At 63.7% G+C, this 15,215-nt stretch carries 17 protein-coding genes; 8 read left to right on the top strand and 9 right to left on the bottom strand.

Translation table 11 applies throughout. The annotated features are described in order from the left end of the window. Positions 1–44: 44 nt before the first annotated feature. Positions 45–1,295: a Zn-dependent hydrolase gene (locus AXZ77_RS06150; protein WP_098410462.1), complete on the bottom strand. Its 1,251-nt coding sequence runs from the start codon at positions 1,293–1,295 to the stop codon at positions 45–47. Between the two features lie 127 nt (positions 1,296–1,422). Between AXZ77_RS06150 and AXZ77_RS06145 the strand changes: the two genes are divergently transcribed. Both AXZ77_RS06145 and AXZ77_RS06140 read left to right on the top strand, forming a co-directional pair. Continuing rightward, the gene (locus AXZ77_RS06145) at positions 1,423–2,085 is read left to right on the top strand and encodes a TetR family transcriptional regulator C-terminal domain-containing protein (protein WP_098410461.1); all 663 of its coding nucleotides are present in this window, start codon (positions 1,423–1,425) and stop codon (positions 2,083–2,085) included. A gap of 144 nt (positions 2,086–2,229) precedes the next feature. Beyond that, the gene (locus AXZ77_RS06140) at positions 2,230–2,856 is read left to right on the top strand and encodes an outer membrane protein (RefSeq protein WP_098410460.1); all 627 of its coding nucleotides are present in this window, start codon (positions 2,230–2,232) and stop codon (positions 2,854–2,856) included. Positions 2,857–2,905: 49 nt separating this feature from the next. Here the strand turns inward: AXZ77_RS06140 and AXZ77_RS06135 are convergent, their stop codons facing one another. Next, the gene (locus AXZ77_RS06135; RefSeq protein ID WP_098410459.1) at positions 2,906–3,724 is read right to left on the bottom strand and encodes a hypothetical protein; all 819 of its coding nucleotides are present in this window, start codon (positions 3,722–3,724) and stop codon (positions 2,906–2,908) included. 173 nt (positions 3,725–3,897) lie between these two features. Between AXZ77_RS06135 and AXZ77_RS06130 the strand changes: the two genes are divergently transcribed. Continuing rightward, entirely contained in the window at positions 3,898–4,479 is a 582-nt protein-coding gene (locus AXZ77_RS06130) for a VOC family protein (protein ID WP_098410458.1), read from the top strand. A 250-nt stretch (positions 4,480–4,729) separates the two neighbouring features. Here the strand turns inward: AXZ77_RS06130 and AXZ77_RS06125 are convergent, their stop codons facing one another. Then, the gene (locus AXZ77_RS06125; protein ID WP_078569366.1) at positions 4,730–6,055 is read right to left on the bottom strand and encodes an aspartate aminotransferase family protein; all 1,326 of its coding nucleotides are present in this window, start codon (positions 6,053–6,055) and stop codon (positions 4,730–4,732) included. 202 nt (positions 6,056–6,257) lie between these two features. Between AXZ77_RS06125 and AXZ77_RS06120 the strand changes: the two genes are divergently transcribed. Next, positions 6,258–6,908, top strand: coding sequence for a TetR family transcriptional regulator C-terminal domain-containing protein (locus AXZ77_RS06120; RefSeq protein WP_176535974.1), 651 nt, complete (start codon positions 6,258–6,260; stop codon positions 6,906–6,908). A gap of 112 nt (positions 6,909–7,020) precedes the next feature. Beyond that, positions 7,021–7,662 carry a hypothetical protein gene (locus tag AXZ77_RS06115; protein ID WP_141536234.1) on the top strand — a complete coding sequence of 214 codons (642 nt, stop codon included), beginning with the start codon at positions 7,021–7,023 and terminating at the stop codon, positions 7,660–7,662. Positions 7,663–7,672: 10 nt separating this feature from the next. On the opposite strand, the gene preA is transcribed toward AXZ77_RS06115, so the two are convergent. Both preA and AXZ77_RS06105 read right to left on the bottom strand, forming a co-directional pair. Beyond that, complete coding sequence (gene preA, locus AXZ77_RS06110; protein WP_098410456.1) at positions 7,673–8,974, bottom strand: NAD-dependent dihydropyrimidine dehydrogenase subunit PreA; 1,302 nt, start codon at positions 8,972–8,974, stop codon at positions 7,673–7,675. Between the two features lie 3 nt (positions 8,975–8,977). Then, positions 8,978–10,321 (bottom strand): NAD(P)-dependent oxidoreductase, encoded by a 1,344-nt coding sequence (locus tag AXZ77_RS06105; protein WP_098410455.1) that lies wholly within the window; start codon positions 10,319–10,321, stop codon positions 8,978–8,980. A 294-nt stretch (positions 10,322–10,615) separates the two neighbouring features. Between AXZ77_RS06105 and accB the strand changes: the two genes are divergently transcribed. Both accB and accC read left to right on the top strand, forming a co-directional pair. After that, on the top strand, positions 10,616–11,122 hold the full coding sequence (gene accB / locus AXZ77_RS06100; RefSeq protein ID WP_098412453.1) for an acetyl-CoA carboxylase biotin carboxyl carrier protein: 507 nt from the start codon (positions 10,616–10,618) through the stop codon (positions 11,120–11,122). Positions 11,123–11,132: 10 nt separating this feature from the next. Continuing rightward, complete coding sequence (accC, locus tag AXZ77_RS06095) at positions 11,133–12,476, top strand: acetyl-CoA carboxylase biotin carboxylase subunit (RefSeq protein ID WP_098410454.1); 1,344 nt, start codon at positions 11,133–11,135, stop codon at positions 12,474–12,476. 45 nt (positions 12,477–12,521) lie between these two features. Here accC and AXZ77_RS06090 read toward each other — a convergent pair whose 3' ends face one another. Further along, positions 12,522–13,232, bottom strand: a complete 711-nt coding sequence (locus AXZ77_RS06090; protein WP_098410453.1) for a DUF1698 domain-containing protein — start codon at positions 13,230–13,232, stop codon at positions 12,522–12,524. A gap of 71 nt (positions 13,233–13,303) precedes the next feature. On the opposite strand from AXZ77_RS06090, the gene aat reads away from it, so the two are divergent. Then, positions 13,304–13,942, top strand: coding sequence for a leucyl/phenylalanyl-tRNA--protein transferase (aat, locus tag AXZ77_RS06085; protein ID WP_098410452.1), 639 nt, complete (start codon positions 13,304–13,306; stop codon positions 13,940–13,942). Here aat and AXZ77_RS06080 read toward each other — a convergent pair. Genes AXZ77_RS06080 through AXZ77_RS06070 form a run of 3 tightly spaced genes read right to left on the bottom strand, consistent with a single transcriptional unit; the run spans position 13,906 to position 15,170 of the window. Continuing rightward, positions 13,906–14,316: a DUF2155 domain-containing protein gene (locus AXZ77_RS06080; protein WP_098410451.1), complete on the bottom strand. Its 411-nt coding sequence runs from the start codon at positions 14,314–14,316 to the stop codon at positions 13,906–13,908. The two genes, aat and AXZ77_RS06080, sit on opposite strands and share 37 nt — an antisense overlap. Continuing rightward, entirely contained in the window at positions 14,313–14,783 is a 471-nt protein-coding gene (gene mlaD / locus AXZ77_RS06075) for an outer membrane lipid asymmetry maintenance protein MlaD (RefSeq protein WP_098410450.1), read from the bottom strand. Before mlaD ends, AXZ77_RS06080 begins: the two co-directional genes overlap by 4 nt. A gap of 12 nt (positions 14,784–14,795) precedes the next feature. After that, the gene (locus tag AXZ77_RS06070; RefSeq protein WP_098410449.1) at positions 14,796–15,170 is read right to left on the bottom strand and encodes an NADH:ubiquinone oxidoreductase subunit NDUFA12; all 375 of its coding nucleotides are present in this window, start codon (positions 15,168–15,170) and stop codon (positions 14,796–14,798) included. Positions 15,171–15,215: the final 45 nt, after the last annotated feature.

Genomic DNA, 15,215 nt, shown 5'->3' with positions numbered 1-15,215 from the left:
AGGCGCATAGCGCCGAGGGGGCAGCGCCCCCTCTTCCGCCCGTATCAGCTTACGATTTCCGCGGTTTCCAGCACGGCGTGGAACAGCACATCGGCACCCGCGCCTGCCCAGTCCTTGGAAATATCCTCGGCCTCGTTATGGCTCAGCCCGTCGACGCAGGGGCACATCACCATCGCCGTCGGCGCGACCGCGTTGATCCAGCAGGCATCGTGGCCCGCGCCCGAGATGATGTCGCGATGCGAATAGCCCAGACGCTCGGCGGCGCTGCGCACGGCGCTCACGCAGGCCGGATCGAAGGTGACGGGGTCGAAGCCGCCGGTCTTCTCGAATTCCACCTCAAGGCCCATCTCGTCGCAGATTTTCTTCGCCCCCTCGCGCAGCCGTTTTTCCATATCCTCGATCACGCTCAGATCGGGCGAGCGGAAATCGACGGTGAACACGGCTTTGCCGGGGATCACGTTACGCGAATTCGGGTAGATGTCGATATGGCCCGCGGCGCCCACCGCATGGGGCTTGTGCGACCAGGCGATCTCGTCGACCAGTTCCAGCACGCGCGCCATGCCGAGGCCCGCATTCTTGCGCATCGGCATCGGGGTGGAGCCGGTATGCGCGTCCTTGCCGGTGATCGTCACCTGCGTCCAGCTGAGGCCCTGCCCATGCGTGACGACGCCGATATCCTTGCCTTCGGCTTCGAGGATCGGGCCCTGCTCGATATGCAGTTCGAACATCGCATGCATCTTGCGCGCACCGACCTCTTCGTCGCCGACCCAGCCGACACGCTTCAGCTCGTCGCCGAACTTCTTGCCTTCTGCGTCTTCGCGATCGTAGGCCCAGTCCTGCGTGTGGATGCCCGCGAAGACACCCGAGGCGAGCATCGCCGGAGCGAAGCGCGTGCCCTCTTCGTTGGTCCAGTTGGTCACGACGATCGGGTGCTTGGTCTTGATCCCGAGATCGTTCATCGAGCGCACCGCCTCCAGCGCGCCGAGCACACCGAGGACACCGTCGTATTTGCCGCCCGTGGGCTGCGTGTCGAGGTGGCTGCCCATATAGACCGGCAGCGCATCGGGGTCTTCGCCCGCGCGGGTCGCGAACATGTTGCCCATCGTGTCGACGCCCATCGTCATGCCGGCGTCTTCGCACCATTTCTGGAACAGCGCGCGGCCTTCGGCATCCGCATCGGTGAGGGTCTGGCGATTATTGCCCCCGGCGACGCCGGGACCGATCTTGGCCATCTCCATGAGACTGTCCCAAAGGCGATCGGGATTGATGCGGAGGTTTTCTCCGGGTGCTGACATTTCATAACTCCCTGTCGGCTGCGTGGGGGTTATCCCCTCTTGCGACGAATCTTTTTCTGACCGTATGGTCAGGTTGAGTGGGCCACGGTCTGACCATTCGGTCAACAAAAATCAGGACGTATTTTGAATGAAAGATGATGAGAGCGGCAAGCGCACAAAAAATGGGCAAGCGAGCCGCGGTAGCCGCGCCGAGGCGCGGCGCGCCACCGAAGAGGCGATCCTGAAAGCCGCCGAAACGGTCTTCGCCGAAGCCGGATTCGGCGGTGCCACGATGCAATTGATCGCGGATGTGGCCGGGCTGCCGAAAGCCAATCTGCATTACTATTTCGAGACGAAAGAGTCGCTCTATCGCCGGGTCGTGGAGCGTATCTTCAACATCTGGCTGGAAGCGGCGGATGTGTTCGATGAGGCCAGCGGACCGGCCGAGGGGATCGGGGCCTATATCGACGCCAAGATGGAGATTTCGCGCAATCACCCGAACGGCTCAAAGGTCTGGGCCTCAGAGGTGATGCACGGCGCACCGGTGATTCAGGATTACCTCGAGACGACGCTGCGCGACTGGACCGAGGGCCGCGCGGTGATCATCCGGCGCTGGATCGCCGAGGGGAAAATGGCCGAGGTCGACCCGCATCACCTGCTCTACATGCTCTGGGCCACCACCCAGCACTACGCCGATTTCTCGCATCAGATCGAGACGTTGAACGACGGCGCACCGCTGAGTGACGCTCAGTGGGAAGAGGCGAAGACCTGCGTGAAAGGGGTTGTATTGCGAGGAATCGGAGTCGCCTAAAAGGTGAAATGGCTGAACTTATTGTTGTATTGATGAAACAGCCTCGATGTTGAGGCTGCATCACCCGTCCATAATGCGAGCCATGTTCACAGTATTGTGTCAACTCCCCACTGCAACGAGTGAAATCTGTAGGGATTTGGGACAATGAAAAAAATAATCGCAATCGCGGCGATCGCACTGATGGGGCTCGCGCAAAGCGCGGCGGCCGAAGGCCTCTATGGCTATGTTCTCGCCAACCGGACTTTCGCCAAGCCGACCTACAACTATCTTCCGGGCGATTCGACTTCGTTCGATGCCAATGGCAACGGCGTCACGGTGGGCTTCGGTAAGAGCCTGTCTCAAAATGTCGCCATCGAAGGCGACATCTCGGCCGGGGACTACAAATCCAACCATATCGAAGGCGGCACGACCCCGTGCCTTGTCGGCGAAGGCGGCTGCGAGATGAAGGCCGACTGGCTGGCCACGCTGCGCGTCACCGCGCGCACTCAGATGGGCAAGATGACCCCCTATATCACTGCAGGCATCGCTGCTGGCCATGTCAAAGGGATCGCAGATGCTGGCGCTTGCGGGTCCACCGATTGCGGATATTCGGACACCCAGACCGGCATCGCACTTGGCCTCGGCACCGATTACGCCCTGAGCGACCGCATTTCTCTCCGGGCAGAGCTGATGAACATCGTTCTGGACAGCCCGGACTTCAGCGCACCGAGCGTGACTTCGGGCGGCTTTGCCTTCTCCCAGTTTCGTGTTGGCATGAAGATCAACTTCTGAGCCAATTACGTATTGGGTATCCGGAAGGGGCGCGGGTTCGCGCCCCTTTTCATTTCTGCACCGCGACGCCTTCAAACGCCTCCGGCGCCGGGGCTTGCGAGGCCTCCTCCGATGCCTCGGGCGCGGCGGGCAGCGTCTCGGTCTCGACCGGGCGCATTGGCGCCCCGGCCACGCCCGCGGGCAGATGCGTCTCGGGCAGTTTCGCGCCCAGAAGCTCCGCCCCATCCGAGGTCGGCTCGACCGGATCGGCCTCCAGCCCCACCGCCTCGGCGCCGATATCCGAACAGACGTAAATCGCGCCACCCACGACCACCGCCGTGGCCGCGAGGGCTGGCGCCGAGGCCCCAGCCAGCACGCCAAGCCCCGCATCGCGCAGCTTCTTTTGCAGGCTGTCGGCCTGATCCGAGACGATCATGCCGCCGATCTTCTTGCCCAGAACCTTGCTCGCCGCATCGCCCACGGCGCTTTCGGCCTCGTCGCGCAGATCGCCTGCGGCCTTCGCGGTGCCCTTGATACGTTCGCAGATGCTTTTCGACGGTTTGCGGCAGAGCCCGTAGGCGTCGCGCTCGCCCCGGTCGTAGCCCAGATAGGTCTCGGCCTCCTTGTACCATTGCAGACAGAACGGGGCGCGGCTTTCGTCGTCCATCTCGGGCGTCAGCGCGCGCAGGGTGACCAGCGCCGGGCAGGTCACCTCCCCCTTCTCGCCAAACAGCTTCTCGCGCAGCGAGCGGCTTTCCTTCAGCGCCGCGTTCTCCGCGTCATAGACGTAGGAATAGGTCTTGCCGCGAATGGAGGTCTCGCAGGGCACCAGCTCGGCCATCGCGGGCAGCGGGCAGATCAGGGCGAGGAAAAAGGCTAGGCGCAGCATCGCGAGTCTCCGGACATTGCCGTGCAACATAATCCCCGCCCCCGCCACCACAAGATCGTGCAGTTTGGCGCGGCAGCGCTCGGCGGGGTTTCGCGCGGCACCGCACAGATCCTGTTTCTAGACCTGCGCCCAGCATGGGTTAACTTGGTCGCAAGAGAGATAGGGAGAAAGACATGCGCAAGATGCAGGTGCAGGGCGTCCATCACATCACGCTGACCGGAGCGGACCGGCAGAGCTCGATCGATTTCTGGGAAGGGCTGCTCGGGATGCCGTTCATCTTCGATCAACCCAATCTGGACAATGCCGACGAGGGGCATCTCTATTTCGACCCGGGCGACGGGCGGCTGATTACCGTTTTCACCAACGAGAGCCGCAAGCCCGTCCATGACCGCACCCCCACCGATCCGGGCTGCGTGCATCACCTCGCCTTCAACGTCTCGATGGCGACGCATCGGCAGGTCGTGGCGCGGCTCGATGCGCGCGGGATCGCGCATTCCGGCGTGAAGGATCGCGGCTTCATGGATTCGATCTATTTCAAGGATCCGCTGGGGCTGCTGATCGAACTGGCGACCTACAAGTTCGAGCCGCCGCGCGGATCGTCCCATGCCGAGGTGATGATCGAAGCGCATCGCATCCGGGTGGCGAGCGGCGACAAGGCGATCGGTGAGGAACATCTGGCCGATGCGATCGAGATGATCGTGGAGCGCTCGCAGCAATCTCGGTCCGAGGATCGCAGGGCGAAGAACCCGTATTGAGGGAGGCTCCTTCTCGTACGCTGGAATGGCGCGGGGCGACCAGCCCCGGGCCGCGCCCGACCTCCCCCCGGGAGGGCGCACTGGCGACGTCATCGCGGGTACGACCGACTTGCGGGCTTGCAAGATAAAGCGCCAACCCACCATCCGCGCATAGCGCCCACCCGAGGTCGGGCGCCGCCCTCAGCACCCCAAACAGAAAACGGCCGCGCAATCCCTGCGCGGCCGTCTTGCTACCTCGGCTTGAGCCCGATCACTCGACCTCTTCGAGCACCTCTTTGAGCGTGCCGACCAGCTCGTCGATCTGCTCTTTCGAGATGATCAGCGGCGGGCTCATCGCGATGATGTCGCCGGTGGTCCGGATCAGGATGCCTTTCTCATAGGCCTTCAGGAAGGCCGAGAAGGCGCGCTTCGTGGGTTCGCCCGCGATCGGCTCCAGCTCGACCGCGCCGATCAGACCCTCGTTGCGGATGTCGATCACGTTGCGCACGCCCTTGAGCGAATGCAGCGCCTCTTCCCAATAAGGGGCAAGCTCGGCGGCCCGCTCGAACAGCCCCTCTTCGCGATAGGTCTCGATCGTCGCGATCCCGGCGGCAGCGGCGATCGGGTTGCCCGAATAGGTGTAGCCGTGGAACAGCTCGATCATATGCTCGGGGCCGTTCATGAAGGCGTCGTGAACCTCAGCCGTCGCCAGCACCGCACCCATCGGGATCACGCCGTTGGTGAGACCCTTCGCGGTGGTCATCATATCCGGCACGACACCGTATTTCTCGGCGGCGAAGGCCGCGCCCGTGCGTCCGAAACCGGTGATCACCTCGTCGAATATCAGCAGGATGCCGTGCTTCTTGGTGATGTCGCGCAGCTTCTGCAGGTAGCCCTTCGGCGGCAGCAGCACCCCGGTCGACCCCGCGACCGGCTCCACGATGACAGCCGCGATGGTCTCAGCGCCATGCAGCGCGATGATGCGCTCGAGATCGTCGGCCAGATGCGCACCATGCTCGGGGCAGCCCTTCGACCAGCGGTTCTCCTCGGGCAGATGGGTGTGCGGCAGGTGGTCGACGCCCGGCACGAGCGGGCCGAAGACCTTGCGGTTTGTGACGATACCGCCGACCGAGATGCCGCCGAAGTTCACGCCGTGATAGCCGCGCTCGCGCCCGATCAGACGGGTGCGGGCACCGTCGCCGCGTGCACGGTGATAGGCGATGGCGAGCTTCAGCGCTGTCTCGACCGATTCCGAGCCGGAATTGGTGTAGAAGACATGCGCCATCTCGTCGGGCGCGATGTCGAGGATGCGGTTGGCCAGCTCGAACGCGATCGGGTGGCCCATCTGGAAGGCGGGCGCGTAATCGAGCTCGGCCGCCTGTTTCTGGATCGCCTCGGTGATCTTCGGACGGCAATGGCCCGCGTTGCAGCACCACAGACCGGCCGTGCCGTCGAGCACCTGACGCCCGTCCGAGGTGGTGTAATGCATATCTTTCGCGCCCACGAACATGCGCGGGTTCTTCTTGAACTGGCGGTTCGCCGTGAATGGCATCCAGAAAGCGTTGAGATCGTTGGGGGACTTGCGGTCGAGCGCCATGGGAAAAACTCCGGTCGGGCGGCCGGGTCGAGACGCGGCCGGATTGTCTAGTTTGACCGAACGGTCAGACTCACGCTAGCACAGCTTAGGAACCAGTCAAGCGGCCTTCAATGCGCTCTAAAAGCGCACTCTGCTGCCCCGTAGCGATTGATCCCGCAGTAACGCTTCGGTTAACATAAAACACGAACTGGGAGACGAATATTTGGCAGACGACCTCGACCCGCGCGACTTCACCAGCGACGATGACGGCAAGCGCCCGCTGACCCGGATACAGAAGGTCAATCGCGGCAAGATTCTCGAGGCGGCGCTGGACGTGTTCTCCGCGCATGGGTTCCGCGGCGCGACGCTCGACCAGATCGCGGCGGAAGCCGGGCTGAGCAAGCCGAACGTGCTCTATTACTTTCCCTCGAAAGAGGCGATCCACGCGGCGCTGCTCGAAGGGCTTCTCGATATCTGGCTTGCGCCGCTGCGCGCGATTGATCCTGCGGGCGAGCCGCGCGAGGAAATCATGCGCTACATGCGCCGCAAGCTCGAGATGAGCCGCGAGATGCCGCGCGAGAGCCGCCTGTTTGCCAACGAGGTCTTGCAGGGCGCGCCTCGGATGGGCGCGGGATTGTCCACCGACCTCAAGACCTTGGTGGACGAGAAAGCCAAGGTGATCGAGGGCTGGATCGCCGAGGGGCGTCTTGCCCCGGTCGATCCGCATCACCTGATCTTCTCGATCTGGGCGCTGACCCAGCATTACGCCGATTTCGACACGCAGGTGCGTGCGGTGCTCGGCCCAGGCAAGGATCCGATCGAAGGGGCGGCGCCGTTCCTCGATATGCTCTTCGCGCGGCTGCTCGCGCCGTGAGCGGTTAAGCCTTCCGTAACTATCCCCCAAGTTTCCGCCTGATCTTAACGGTCCGGTAACGCCCCCGGCGCAGTCTGAGGATGCGTGGGGGCGCAGGAATATGGAGCTCGGGATGGACCGGATTTCGGGGTTGATGCCTCAGGTCGGGTGGTCGCCTCTGTTGACGGTGGCGGCCCCGAAGACAGCGCCTGCCAGCACGGTGGAGGCGGCGGCGAATGCGGCCAATACCAACGGCGGCCTCGGCGCGAATGTAGACACGCAAACGTCGCAGGATCGCGCACAGCAAGTGCGCGCCTTGGAAGCGCGCGCGGCACGCGGCGCCAGCGCGCTGAAGGAGGAAGGACAGGATCGGGGCACGGAGGATGCAAACCAACCGTCCCGTTCACTTGGCAGACGCGACGGGGGCGCGCGACCCGACCCCGATGCCTTGACCGGCCCGATCCCGACATTCGAGGTCACGCCGCTCGAGGCTCAGGCCGCTGCGCTCTGGGCAGCGCCGGACCTCGTGGAGACCTCGGATGCCCCGGCCCCGGAGCCCGTGCAGCCCGCCGACGCGATCCAGACCACCGACACAACGACGGAGGAACGCGCGGAGGTCAAAGCGCCCGACACCGCCAAGGAGGTGCGTGCCGAGCCTGCGCCGCAGGCAGAAGTTAAAAACGACGCGCCCTCCGATAATCGGAGCGGCGCGTCGCAGGAGGGATGGTCTCAGGTTGCCCCGCAGGTCGCGCCGAACCTCGACGTGACCCGCTAGGCCCCTGCCCTTACTCGGCTGCCGTCGCAGCCGAGGGGTTGTTGGGATGGCTCGTCCAGTTGGCGTAGTCGCCGACCGTCTCGCCGGTGCGCGGATCCACCTCGCCCTTGTCCATCTTGCGCATCGTGATGCACTCGACCGGGCAGACTTCGACGCAGAGGTTACAGGCCACGCATTCCTCGTCCTTGACCGAGTAGACGCGATCTTCGGTCACCGCGATCGCCTGGTGCGACGTGTCTTCGCAAGCGGCGTAGCAGCGACCGCATTTGATGCAATCGTCCTGATTGATCTCGGCCTTGGTGACGTAGTTGAGGTTGAGATACTGCCAATCGGTCACGTTCGGCACCGCGCGGCCCACCAGTTCGGAGGTCGAGGTGAAGCCCTTGCGATCCATGTAATCGCTGAGGCCCGAGATCATTTCCTGCACGACCTTGAAGCCATAGGTCATCGCCGCCGTACAGACCTGCACATTGCCAGCCCCGAGCGCCATGAACTCTGCCGCATCGCGCCAGGTGGTCACACCACCGATGCCCGAGATCGGCAGACCGGCCGTGTCGGGATTGCGCGCGATCTCGGCCACCATGTTCAGCGCGATCGGCTTCACCGCCGGACCGCAATAGCCGCCATGGGTGCCTTTGCCGTCGATGGTGGGCTCCGGCGCAAAATCGTCCAGATCGACCGAGGTGATCGAGTTGATCGTGTTGATCAGCGAGACCGCATCGGCCCCGCCGCGCTTGGCGGCCTCCGCCGGACGACGGATGTCGGTGATGTTGGGCGTGAGCTTCACGATCACCGGCAGGCTGCAATATTGCTTACACCAGCGGGTGACCATCTCGATATATTCGGGCACCTGCCCCACCGCGGAGCCCATGCCGCGCTCGGCCATACCGTGCGGACAGCCGAAGTTCAGCTCGATCCCATCGGCGCCGGTTTCCTCGACCAGCGGCAGGATCGCCTTCCAGCTATCCTCGTCACAGGGCACCATCAGCGAGACGATGATCGCGCGGTCCGGGTAGTCCTGCTTGACCGCCTTGATCTCGCGCAGGTTGGTCTGCAGCGGGCGGTCGGTGATCAGCTCGATATTGTTGAGACCGAGCAGACGGCGATCCGCGCCATAGATCGCGCCATACCGCGGGCCGTTGACGTTGACGACGGGCGGACCTTCCGAGCCCAGCGTCTTCCACACGACCCCACCCCAACCGGCTTCAAACGCGCGGCGGACATTATATTCCTTGTCCGTCGGCGGCGCGGAGGCGAGCCAGAACGGGTTGGGGGATTTGATACCGATGAATTCAGAAGTCAGATCGGCCATCTCTTAGCCCTCCATCAGGAATTGGTGGATTTCTTCAGCCGCATCGCGCCCCTGCGCGACCGCCGTCACGGTCAGGTCTTCGCCGGCATGGGTGCAATCGCCCCCCGCCCAGACCCGCTCGATCGAGGTGCGGCCTGCGCCGTCCACCTTGATCTTGCCGCCCGCGACTTCGACCTTCGGAGGCATGTCGCCCAGCGTCTGACCGATCGCCTTGAAGACCTGATCGGCGGACAGTTTGAAGGTCGCGTCGGTCATTTCCAGACCGTCGGGGCCTTTCTTCGTGTAGGCGAATTCGACCTGACGCACCGCGCCGTTGCCATGGATGGCGATGGGGGCGGAGTTCTCGATGATGTTCACGCCATGGGTGAGCGCGTGCTCCTGCTCGACCGTACTGGCGGGCATCTCGGCGCGCGAGCGGCGATAAACGAGGGTCACGTTGAGCGCGCCCAGCAGTTTCGACTGCACCGCGGCATCGACCGCCGTCATGCCGCCGCCGATCACGACCACGTCGCGCCCGATCGGCAGCTCGGCCAGATCGGAGGCCTGACGCAGCTCCGCGATAAACTCGGTCGCAGGGCGGATGCCGTCTTTATCCTCGCCCTCGAGGCGCAGCGCGTTCACGCCCGACAGGCCCATCCCGAGGAAGACCGCGTCGTAGTCGCCCAGAAGCTCGGCCAGATCGCCGTCGCCGGCGCGGCCCAGCTGCCAGTTCTCGACGATAGTGATGCCGCCGATCTGCATCAGCCAGTCGACTTCCGCCTGCGCGAATGCGCCCGGCGCCTTGTAGCTGGCGATGCCGTATTCGTTGAGCCCGCCCGGCTTCGAGCGCGCATCGTAAACGGTGACCTCGTGGCCCTTCATCGCGAGACGGTGCGCACAGGCGAGACCCGCAGGCCCGGCCCCAACGACCGCCACCGATTTGCCCGTGCGCTCGGCGCGGGTGTAGGGGTGGCTTTGCTTGGCCATCAGCGTGTCGGTCGCGAAACGCTGCAGCGCGCCGATCTCGACCGGCTCGCCTTCCGAATCCATGCGGACACAGGAGCCTTCGCAGAGATTCTCGGTCGGACAGACACGGGCACACATGCCGCCCATGATGTTCTGATCGAAGATCGTCTTCGCCGCGGCTTCCGGCGTCCCGGTCGAAATTTGCCGGATGAACAGCGGAATGTCGATCGCGGTCGGACATGCCTCCATGCATGGCGCATCATAGCAGAAATAGCAGCGATCGGCCGCGATGCGGGCTTCTTGCGTCCCCAGCGGCGGCGCGTGATCGGCGAAATTGGTGCAGTAGCTTTCCGGGTCGAGCCGTGCTGGCGCGATCCCTTCGGTGAGCTGGCTATTGGACACTTGCGGGCTCCCTGTCAGTTTTTCTTGTTCCCTACGCTCGCACAGGATTGAATTTTATCAAGTGGTAAAATATGCCGCAGTGCGGCGGGTCGCCAATTCCCGCCCGATTGCCCGGTAGTTCAGCGCCCCCTACCCCACCCTTGCTCAATTATCGGGCAATCACGAGATCGCGAAACCCTGACATCAGGACGGCCGATGCGGCTTTTCACCGCGCGTTACCTCGCGTATAACCGCCTCCAGCACCAAAGAGCCCCGCAGAATGGGCTCCATTTCAAAGCACCCTTCGAGGACCGCATGACCAAAAATACCCGTGACAACGACGTGGCCTTCATTCAGGCCCTTGCCGAACTGCTCAACGCGAACGAGCTGACGGAAATCGCCGTGACGCGCGATTACGCGCAAGATGACAGCCTGAAAGTGCGGGTGTCGAAACAGACCAACATCGTGCACGCTGCAGCCCCCGCGCCCGCAGCAGCCCCTGCTCCGGCGCCCGCAGCGGCTCCGGCCGCGCAATCCGCAGCCGCCGAGCAATCCGCGCCCGTGCCCGTCGAAGACCCCGCCGATCACCCCGGCGCCGTGGCCTCGCCGATGGTGGGCACCGCCTATCTCTCGCCCGAGCCGGGCGCATCGGCCTTCGTGAAGGTCGGCGATCAGGTCAAGGAAGGCCAGACGCTGATGATCGTCGAAGCGATGAAAACCATGAACCACATCCCCGCCCCGAAATCGGGCACGGTCAAGCGCATCCTCGTCGATGACGGTCAGCCGGTCGAATACGGTTCGACCCTGATGATCGTCGAATAAGGGGGCCGGTATGTTCGACAAGATCCTGATCGCCAACCGGGGCGAGATCGCGCTGCGCGTGATCCGTGCCTGCCGCGAGATGGGGATCGCCTCGGTCGCGGTCCATTCGACGGCGGATTCGGACGCGATGCATGTGCGCATGGCCGATGAATCGGTCTGCATCGGCCCGAATTCCTCGACGCAATCCTACCTCTCGGTGCCCGCCATCGTTGCGGCCTGCGAGATCACGGGCGCGCAGGCGATTCACCCGGGCTACGGGTTCCTGTCCGAGAATGCCGCCTTCGTGCAGGTGCTCGAAGATCACGGCATCACCTTCATCGGCCCGTCGGCCGCCCATATCCGCATCATGGGCGACAAGATCACCGCGAAGGAAACCGCGAAGAACCTTGGCATTCCGGTCGTTCCGGGCTCTGCGGGTGGCGTGCCCGACACCGAGGCTGCGAAGCAGATCGCCGGTGACATGGGCTACCCCGTCATCATCAAGGCCACCGCTGGCGGCGGCGGTCGCGGGATGAAGGTCGCGAAATCCGAAGAAGAGCTCGAGGTCGCGTTCCGCACCGCGCGCTCCGAGGCGAAAGCCGCCTTCGGAAATGACGAAGTCTATATCGAGAAATACCTGCAGAAGCCGCGCCATATCGAGGTGCAGGTCTTCGGCGACGGCAAGGGCCGCGGCGTCCATCTGGGCGAGCGCGACTGCTCGCTCCAGCGCCGCCACCAGAAGGTGCTCGAAGAGGCCCCCGGCCCCTCGATCACCCCTGAAGAGCGCGCCCGTATCGGCAGCATCTGCGCCAACGCGATCGGTGAGATGGGCTATTCCGGCGCGGGCACGATCGAGTTCCTCTACGAGGATGGCGAGTTCTATTTCATCGAGATGAACACCCGTCTTCAGGTCGAACACCCGGTGACCGAGGCGATCTTCGGCGTCGATCTCGTGCGCCAGCAGATCAAGGTCGCCGCCGGCGAGCCGATGGAATTCGATCAGGACACGCTCTCGATCCGCGGTCACGCGATCGAAGTGCGGATCAATGCCGAGAAGCTGCCGAACTTCGCGCCCTGCCCCGGCAAGATCACCCATTACCACGCGCCGGGCGGCCTTGGCGTGCGGATGGATAGCGCGCTCTATGACGGCTATTCGATCCCGCCCTATTACGACAGCCTCATCGGCAAGCTGATCGTGCATGGTCGCGACCGCCACGAGGCCCTGCAGCGTCTGCATCGCGCGCTTGGCGAGCTGATCGTGGACGGGGTGGACACCACCGTGCCGCTGTTCAACGCGCTCCTGCAGGAGCCCGATATCCAGAGCGGCAACTACTCGATCCACTGGCTCGAACGGTGGCTCGAAAAGAATCTCTGATCGGTTCGAAATTTGTGAAAACGCCCCCGGTTTCGGGGGCGTTTTTCATTTCGGGGTCAGCAGGCAGGTGCCGCGCTTTTTCTCTTTGTCCTTAGGGCGATAGTAATCCCCGATATGCTGCCGCTTGCCTTGCCCGATCTGATCCCAGTCCAGCCAGTGACAGTCGTAGTCGAGCACATCGGCCATCGCACTCATCGCCGGGAAGGACGGGATGCCGATCAGCGCCTTTTCCTGGCCCTCGATCTGCGGAATCGAGTTCAGCTCGTTATCCGTGCGCTCGCGCATCAGCAGGATGACCGGGCCGGGGCGCTGCGCGAATTCGCTGTCCACGATCACCAGTTCCGGCCCCAGTTGGCGCACCAGCTGGAACAGCCGGAAATGGTCCATGACGTGATAGAGAATACCGAGGACGCCCACGACGTCGAAGCGCTCGCCCGCGTCGATCAGCTTCTGCATCCCGTCGAAGATGTCGTCGCAGATCAGCTTCACCTTCTCGCGCAGATGCGCGCGGGGGAATTGATCGAAGCGGTCAATCAGCTCCTGTCGCCCTTCGATTCCCACCACTTCCGACGCGCCCGCCGCCGCGAAAGCATAGGCCCAGCGGCCATCATGCGCCGCCAGATCGAGCACGCGCTTGCCCGCGATCTCCTGTTCCAGCGGCTTGATGATCATCTTGTGGCGCAGGTTCATCCGCTCCACCGTGCCGGGATCTTCAGCGTATCGGTCGATCTCGGGGAGGAAATCGTAGAAACCCATATTTGCGCTCGGCCCCGCTCTGGTTCATCTTGTTGGCGAGCCTAGGCGTAACGGGAAAACCGGGCAAGATAATGACGGACAGGTTGAGCGCGGAACTACTTTTGGCGGGCTATGCGCAGGGCATCTTTCCGATGGCCGAAAGCCGCGACAATCCGCAATTGCATTGGTTCGACCCGGCGCTGCGCGGGATCGTGCCCTTGGACAAATTCCACATTTCGCGCTCTCTGGCGAAGGTAATCCGGCGCGGCGATTACAGTATTACAACAAACGCGGCATTTCGGGGCGTGGTCGAAGGTTGCGCCGACCGGGACGAGACATGGATCAACGGCCCGCTCTTCACGCTCTACGATCAGCTCCACGCCGCAGGCTTCGCGCATAGCCTTGAGGTCTGGCAGGACGGTGAGCTCGCGGGCGGTATTTTCGGGATCACATTGGGCGGCGCGTTCTTCGGCGAGAGCATGTTCTCGCGGCGGCCCAATGCCTCGAAAGTGGCGCTGACCTATCTGGTGGACCGGCTGCGCCAGACCGGGTTCACCTTGCTCGACACGCAATACATCACGCCGCATCTGGCATCGATGGGCGCGATCGAAGTGACCCGGATCGAATATCGCGCGCGTCTGGCTCAGGCGCTGACGCGGGAATGCGATTTCACGGAAGGCGCGATCCCCGCGCCTCAGTCGCTTTTGCAGCGGATGACCCAGACGTCGTAACGCGGGTGATCGAGCGCCGAGAGCGCCGGGCTGGACGCGATCATCCAGCCTGCGAAATCCGGCTGCGGCTTGTCCTCTTCGGTCACCGTCACATAGGCATAGGCATCCGAGGACGGATCGTCGGCCGGGTAGCGGCATTCGCGCAGCGTCACCGTGATGAACCCGTATTTCACGCTCTGCCCGACGTTCAGATTGATATCCGAGGCCACACCCGAGACCTTGTCGAGCCCGCGCAGCATCGCACCCGTGCCGTCGGCGAGCCCTTTCGCGGGCTCATTTTGCGGGATCTGGTCATCCGGCGTCGCTGGCGTGAAGTCCTGCGCCGCAGCGAGCCCGGGAACGAGCGCCGCGATCAAAACCAAAGCGCGGATCATTGCGCCCCCTCCCCTGCGCCGTCGCCACTGCCGCCACCTGCAAATTTCAGCATCAGGTTCAGCATCGAGACCGCGCTTTGCGTGTCGAGAATTTCATCGCCGGGCTTGAGGTCGTCGATCGCCCCGCCCGGGATCAAGTCGATATAATTCGAGCCCAGGAGCCCGTCTTGGGTCACGGCAATCACCGTATCCTCGGGCAGCGCGACGCCGTTTTTCACCGAAATCGTCGTGTCAGCGAAGAAGGTCTTCGGGTTGAGCGCGACATCCGTCACCGTCCCGACCTTCACGCCCGCAAGCCGCACGTCAGTGCCGGGCACAACGCCCCCGATCGAGCGGAAGGAGGCATGCAGCGGATAAGAGCCGCCATCGGCGCCGATGCCCATGCCGCGCCCTGCCCAGACCAGAAAGCCCAGGGCCACGACCAGCACGATCGCGCCGGTGATGATCTCGGTGCGGTTTTCGCTCATAGCGGGGTGGCCTTACTCGGGCTGCCAAGCCTCGTAATCGCGGCGCTCGACCGGATGCGCGAGGCGAATCGACCCCGGCGGCACATAGGCCGCTTCGGTGCCGGTGTGGTTCTCCTCATGCGGCTTTTCCCAAGGCTTGTGGGCCAGCGGCTTGTCGGTCGGCGGCTCGTCATAGGTGAAGTGGATCCAGCCATGCCAGTCCGGCGGGATGCGGCTCGCTTCGCTTTCACCGTTATAGATCACCCAGCGGCGCTTGGCGTCCTTGGTGCGGTAATAGATATTGCCTTGCTCGTCCTCGCCAACTTTCACGCCCTTGCGCGCGGTGAAAAGCTGCGTGCCGACGGTCGAGCCGTTCCACCAGGTGAGAATTCGAAGCAGAAACTTCATGGGGCAACCTCCGCAATGCGTCTCGCCTGTTATATCCGCTGGGGC

This window comes from Thioclava sp. ES.031, assembly GCF_002563775.1.
In the GTDB taxonomy this organism is placed as follows: Bacteria; Pseudomonadota; Alphaproteobacteria; order Rhodobacterales; family Rhodobacteraceae; genus Thioclava.
Note: the sequence above shows the minus strand (reverse complement) of the source record. Positions and strands in the feature narration are given on the sequence as shown.

Excerpts from the sequence above, each read along its gene's own strand:
- AXZ77_RS06150 (WP_098410462.1), bottom strand. The coding sequence starts at position 1,295 with ATGTCAGCACCCGGAGAAAACCTCCGCATCAATCCCGATCGCCTTTGG.
- AXZ77_RS06145 (WP_098410461.1), top strand. The coding sequence starts at position 1,423 with ATGAAAGATGATGAGAGCGGCAAGCGCACAAAAAATGGGCAAGCGAGC.
- AXZ77_RS06140 (WP_098410460.1), top strand. The coding sequence starts at position 2,230 with ATGAAAAAAATAATCGCAATCGCGGCGATCGCACTGATGGGGCTCGCG.
- AXZ77_RS06135 (WP_098410459.1), bottom strand. The coding sequence starts at position 3,724 with ATGCTGCGCCTAGCCTTTTTCCTCGCCCTGATCTGCCCGCTGCCCGCG.
- AXZ77_RS06130 (WP_098410458.1), top strand. The coding sequence starts at position 3,898 with ATGCGCAAGATGCAGGTGCAGGGCGTCCATCACATCACGCTGACCGGA.
- AXZ77_RS06125 (WP_078569366.1), bottom strand. The coding sequence starts at position 6,055 with ATGGCGCTCGACCGCAAGTCCCCCAACGATCTCAACGCTTTCTGGATG.
- AXZ77_RS06115 (WP_141536234.1), top strand. The coding sequence starts at position 7,021 with ATGGACCGGATTTCGGGGTTGATGCCTCAGGTCGGGTGGTCGCCTCTG.
- preA (WP_098410456.1), bottom strand. The coding sequence starts at position 8,974 with ATGGCCGATCTGACTTCTGAATTCATCGGTATCAAATCCCCCAACCCG.
- accB (WP_098412453.1), top strand. The coding sequence starts at position 10,616 with ATGACCAAAAATACCCGTGACAACGACGTGGCCTTCATTCAGGCCCTT.
- accC (WP_098410454.1), top strand. The coding sequence starts at position 11,133 with ATGTTCGACAAGATCCTGATCGCCAACCGGGGCGAGATCGCGCTGCGC.
- AXZ77_RS06090 (WP_098410453.1), bottom strand. The coding sequence starts at position 13,232 with ATGGGTTTCTACGATTTCCTCCCCGAGATCGACCGATACGCTGAAGAT.
- aat (WP_098410452.1), top strand. The coding sequence starts at position 13,304 with ATGACGGACAGGTTGAGCGCGGAACTACTTTTGGCGGGCTATGCGCAG.
- AXZ77_RS06080 (WP_098410451.1), bottom strand. The coding sequence starts at position 14,316 with ATGATCCGCGCTTTGGTTTTGATCGCGGCGCTCGTTCCCGGGCTCGCT.
- mlaD (WP_098410450.1), bottom strand. The coding sequence starts at position 14,783 with ATGAGCGAAAACCGCACCGAGATCATCACCGGCGCGATCGTGCTGGTC.
- AXZ77_RS06070 (WP_098410449.1), bottom strand. The coding sequence starts at position 15,170 with ATGAAGTTTCTGCTTCGAATTCTCACCTGGTGGAACGGCTCGACCGTC.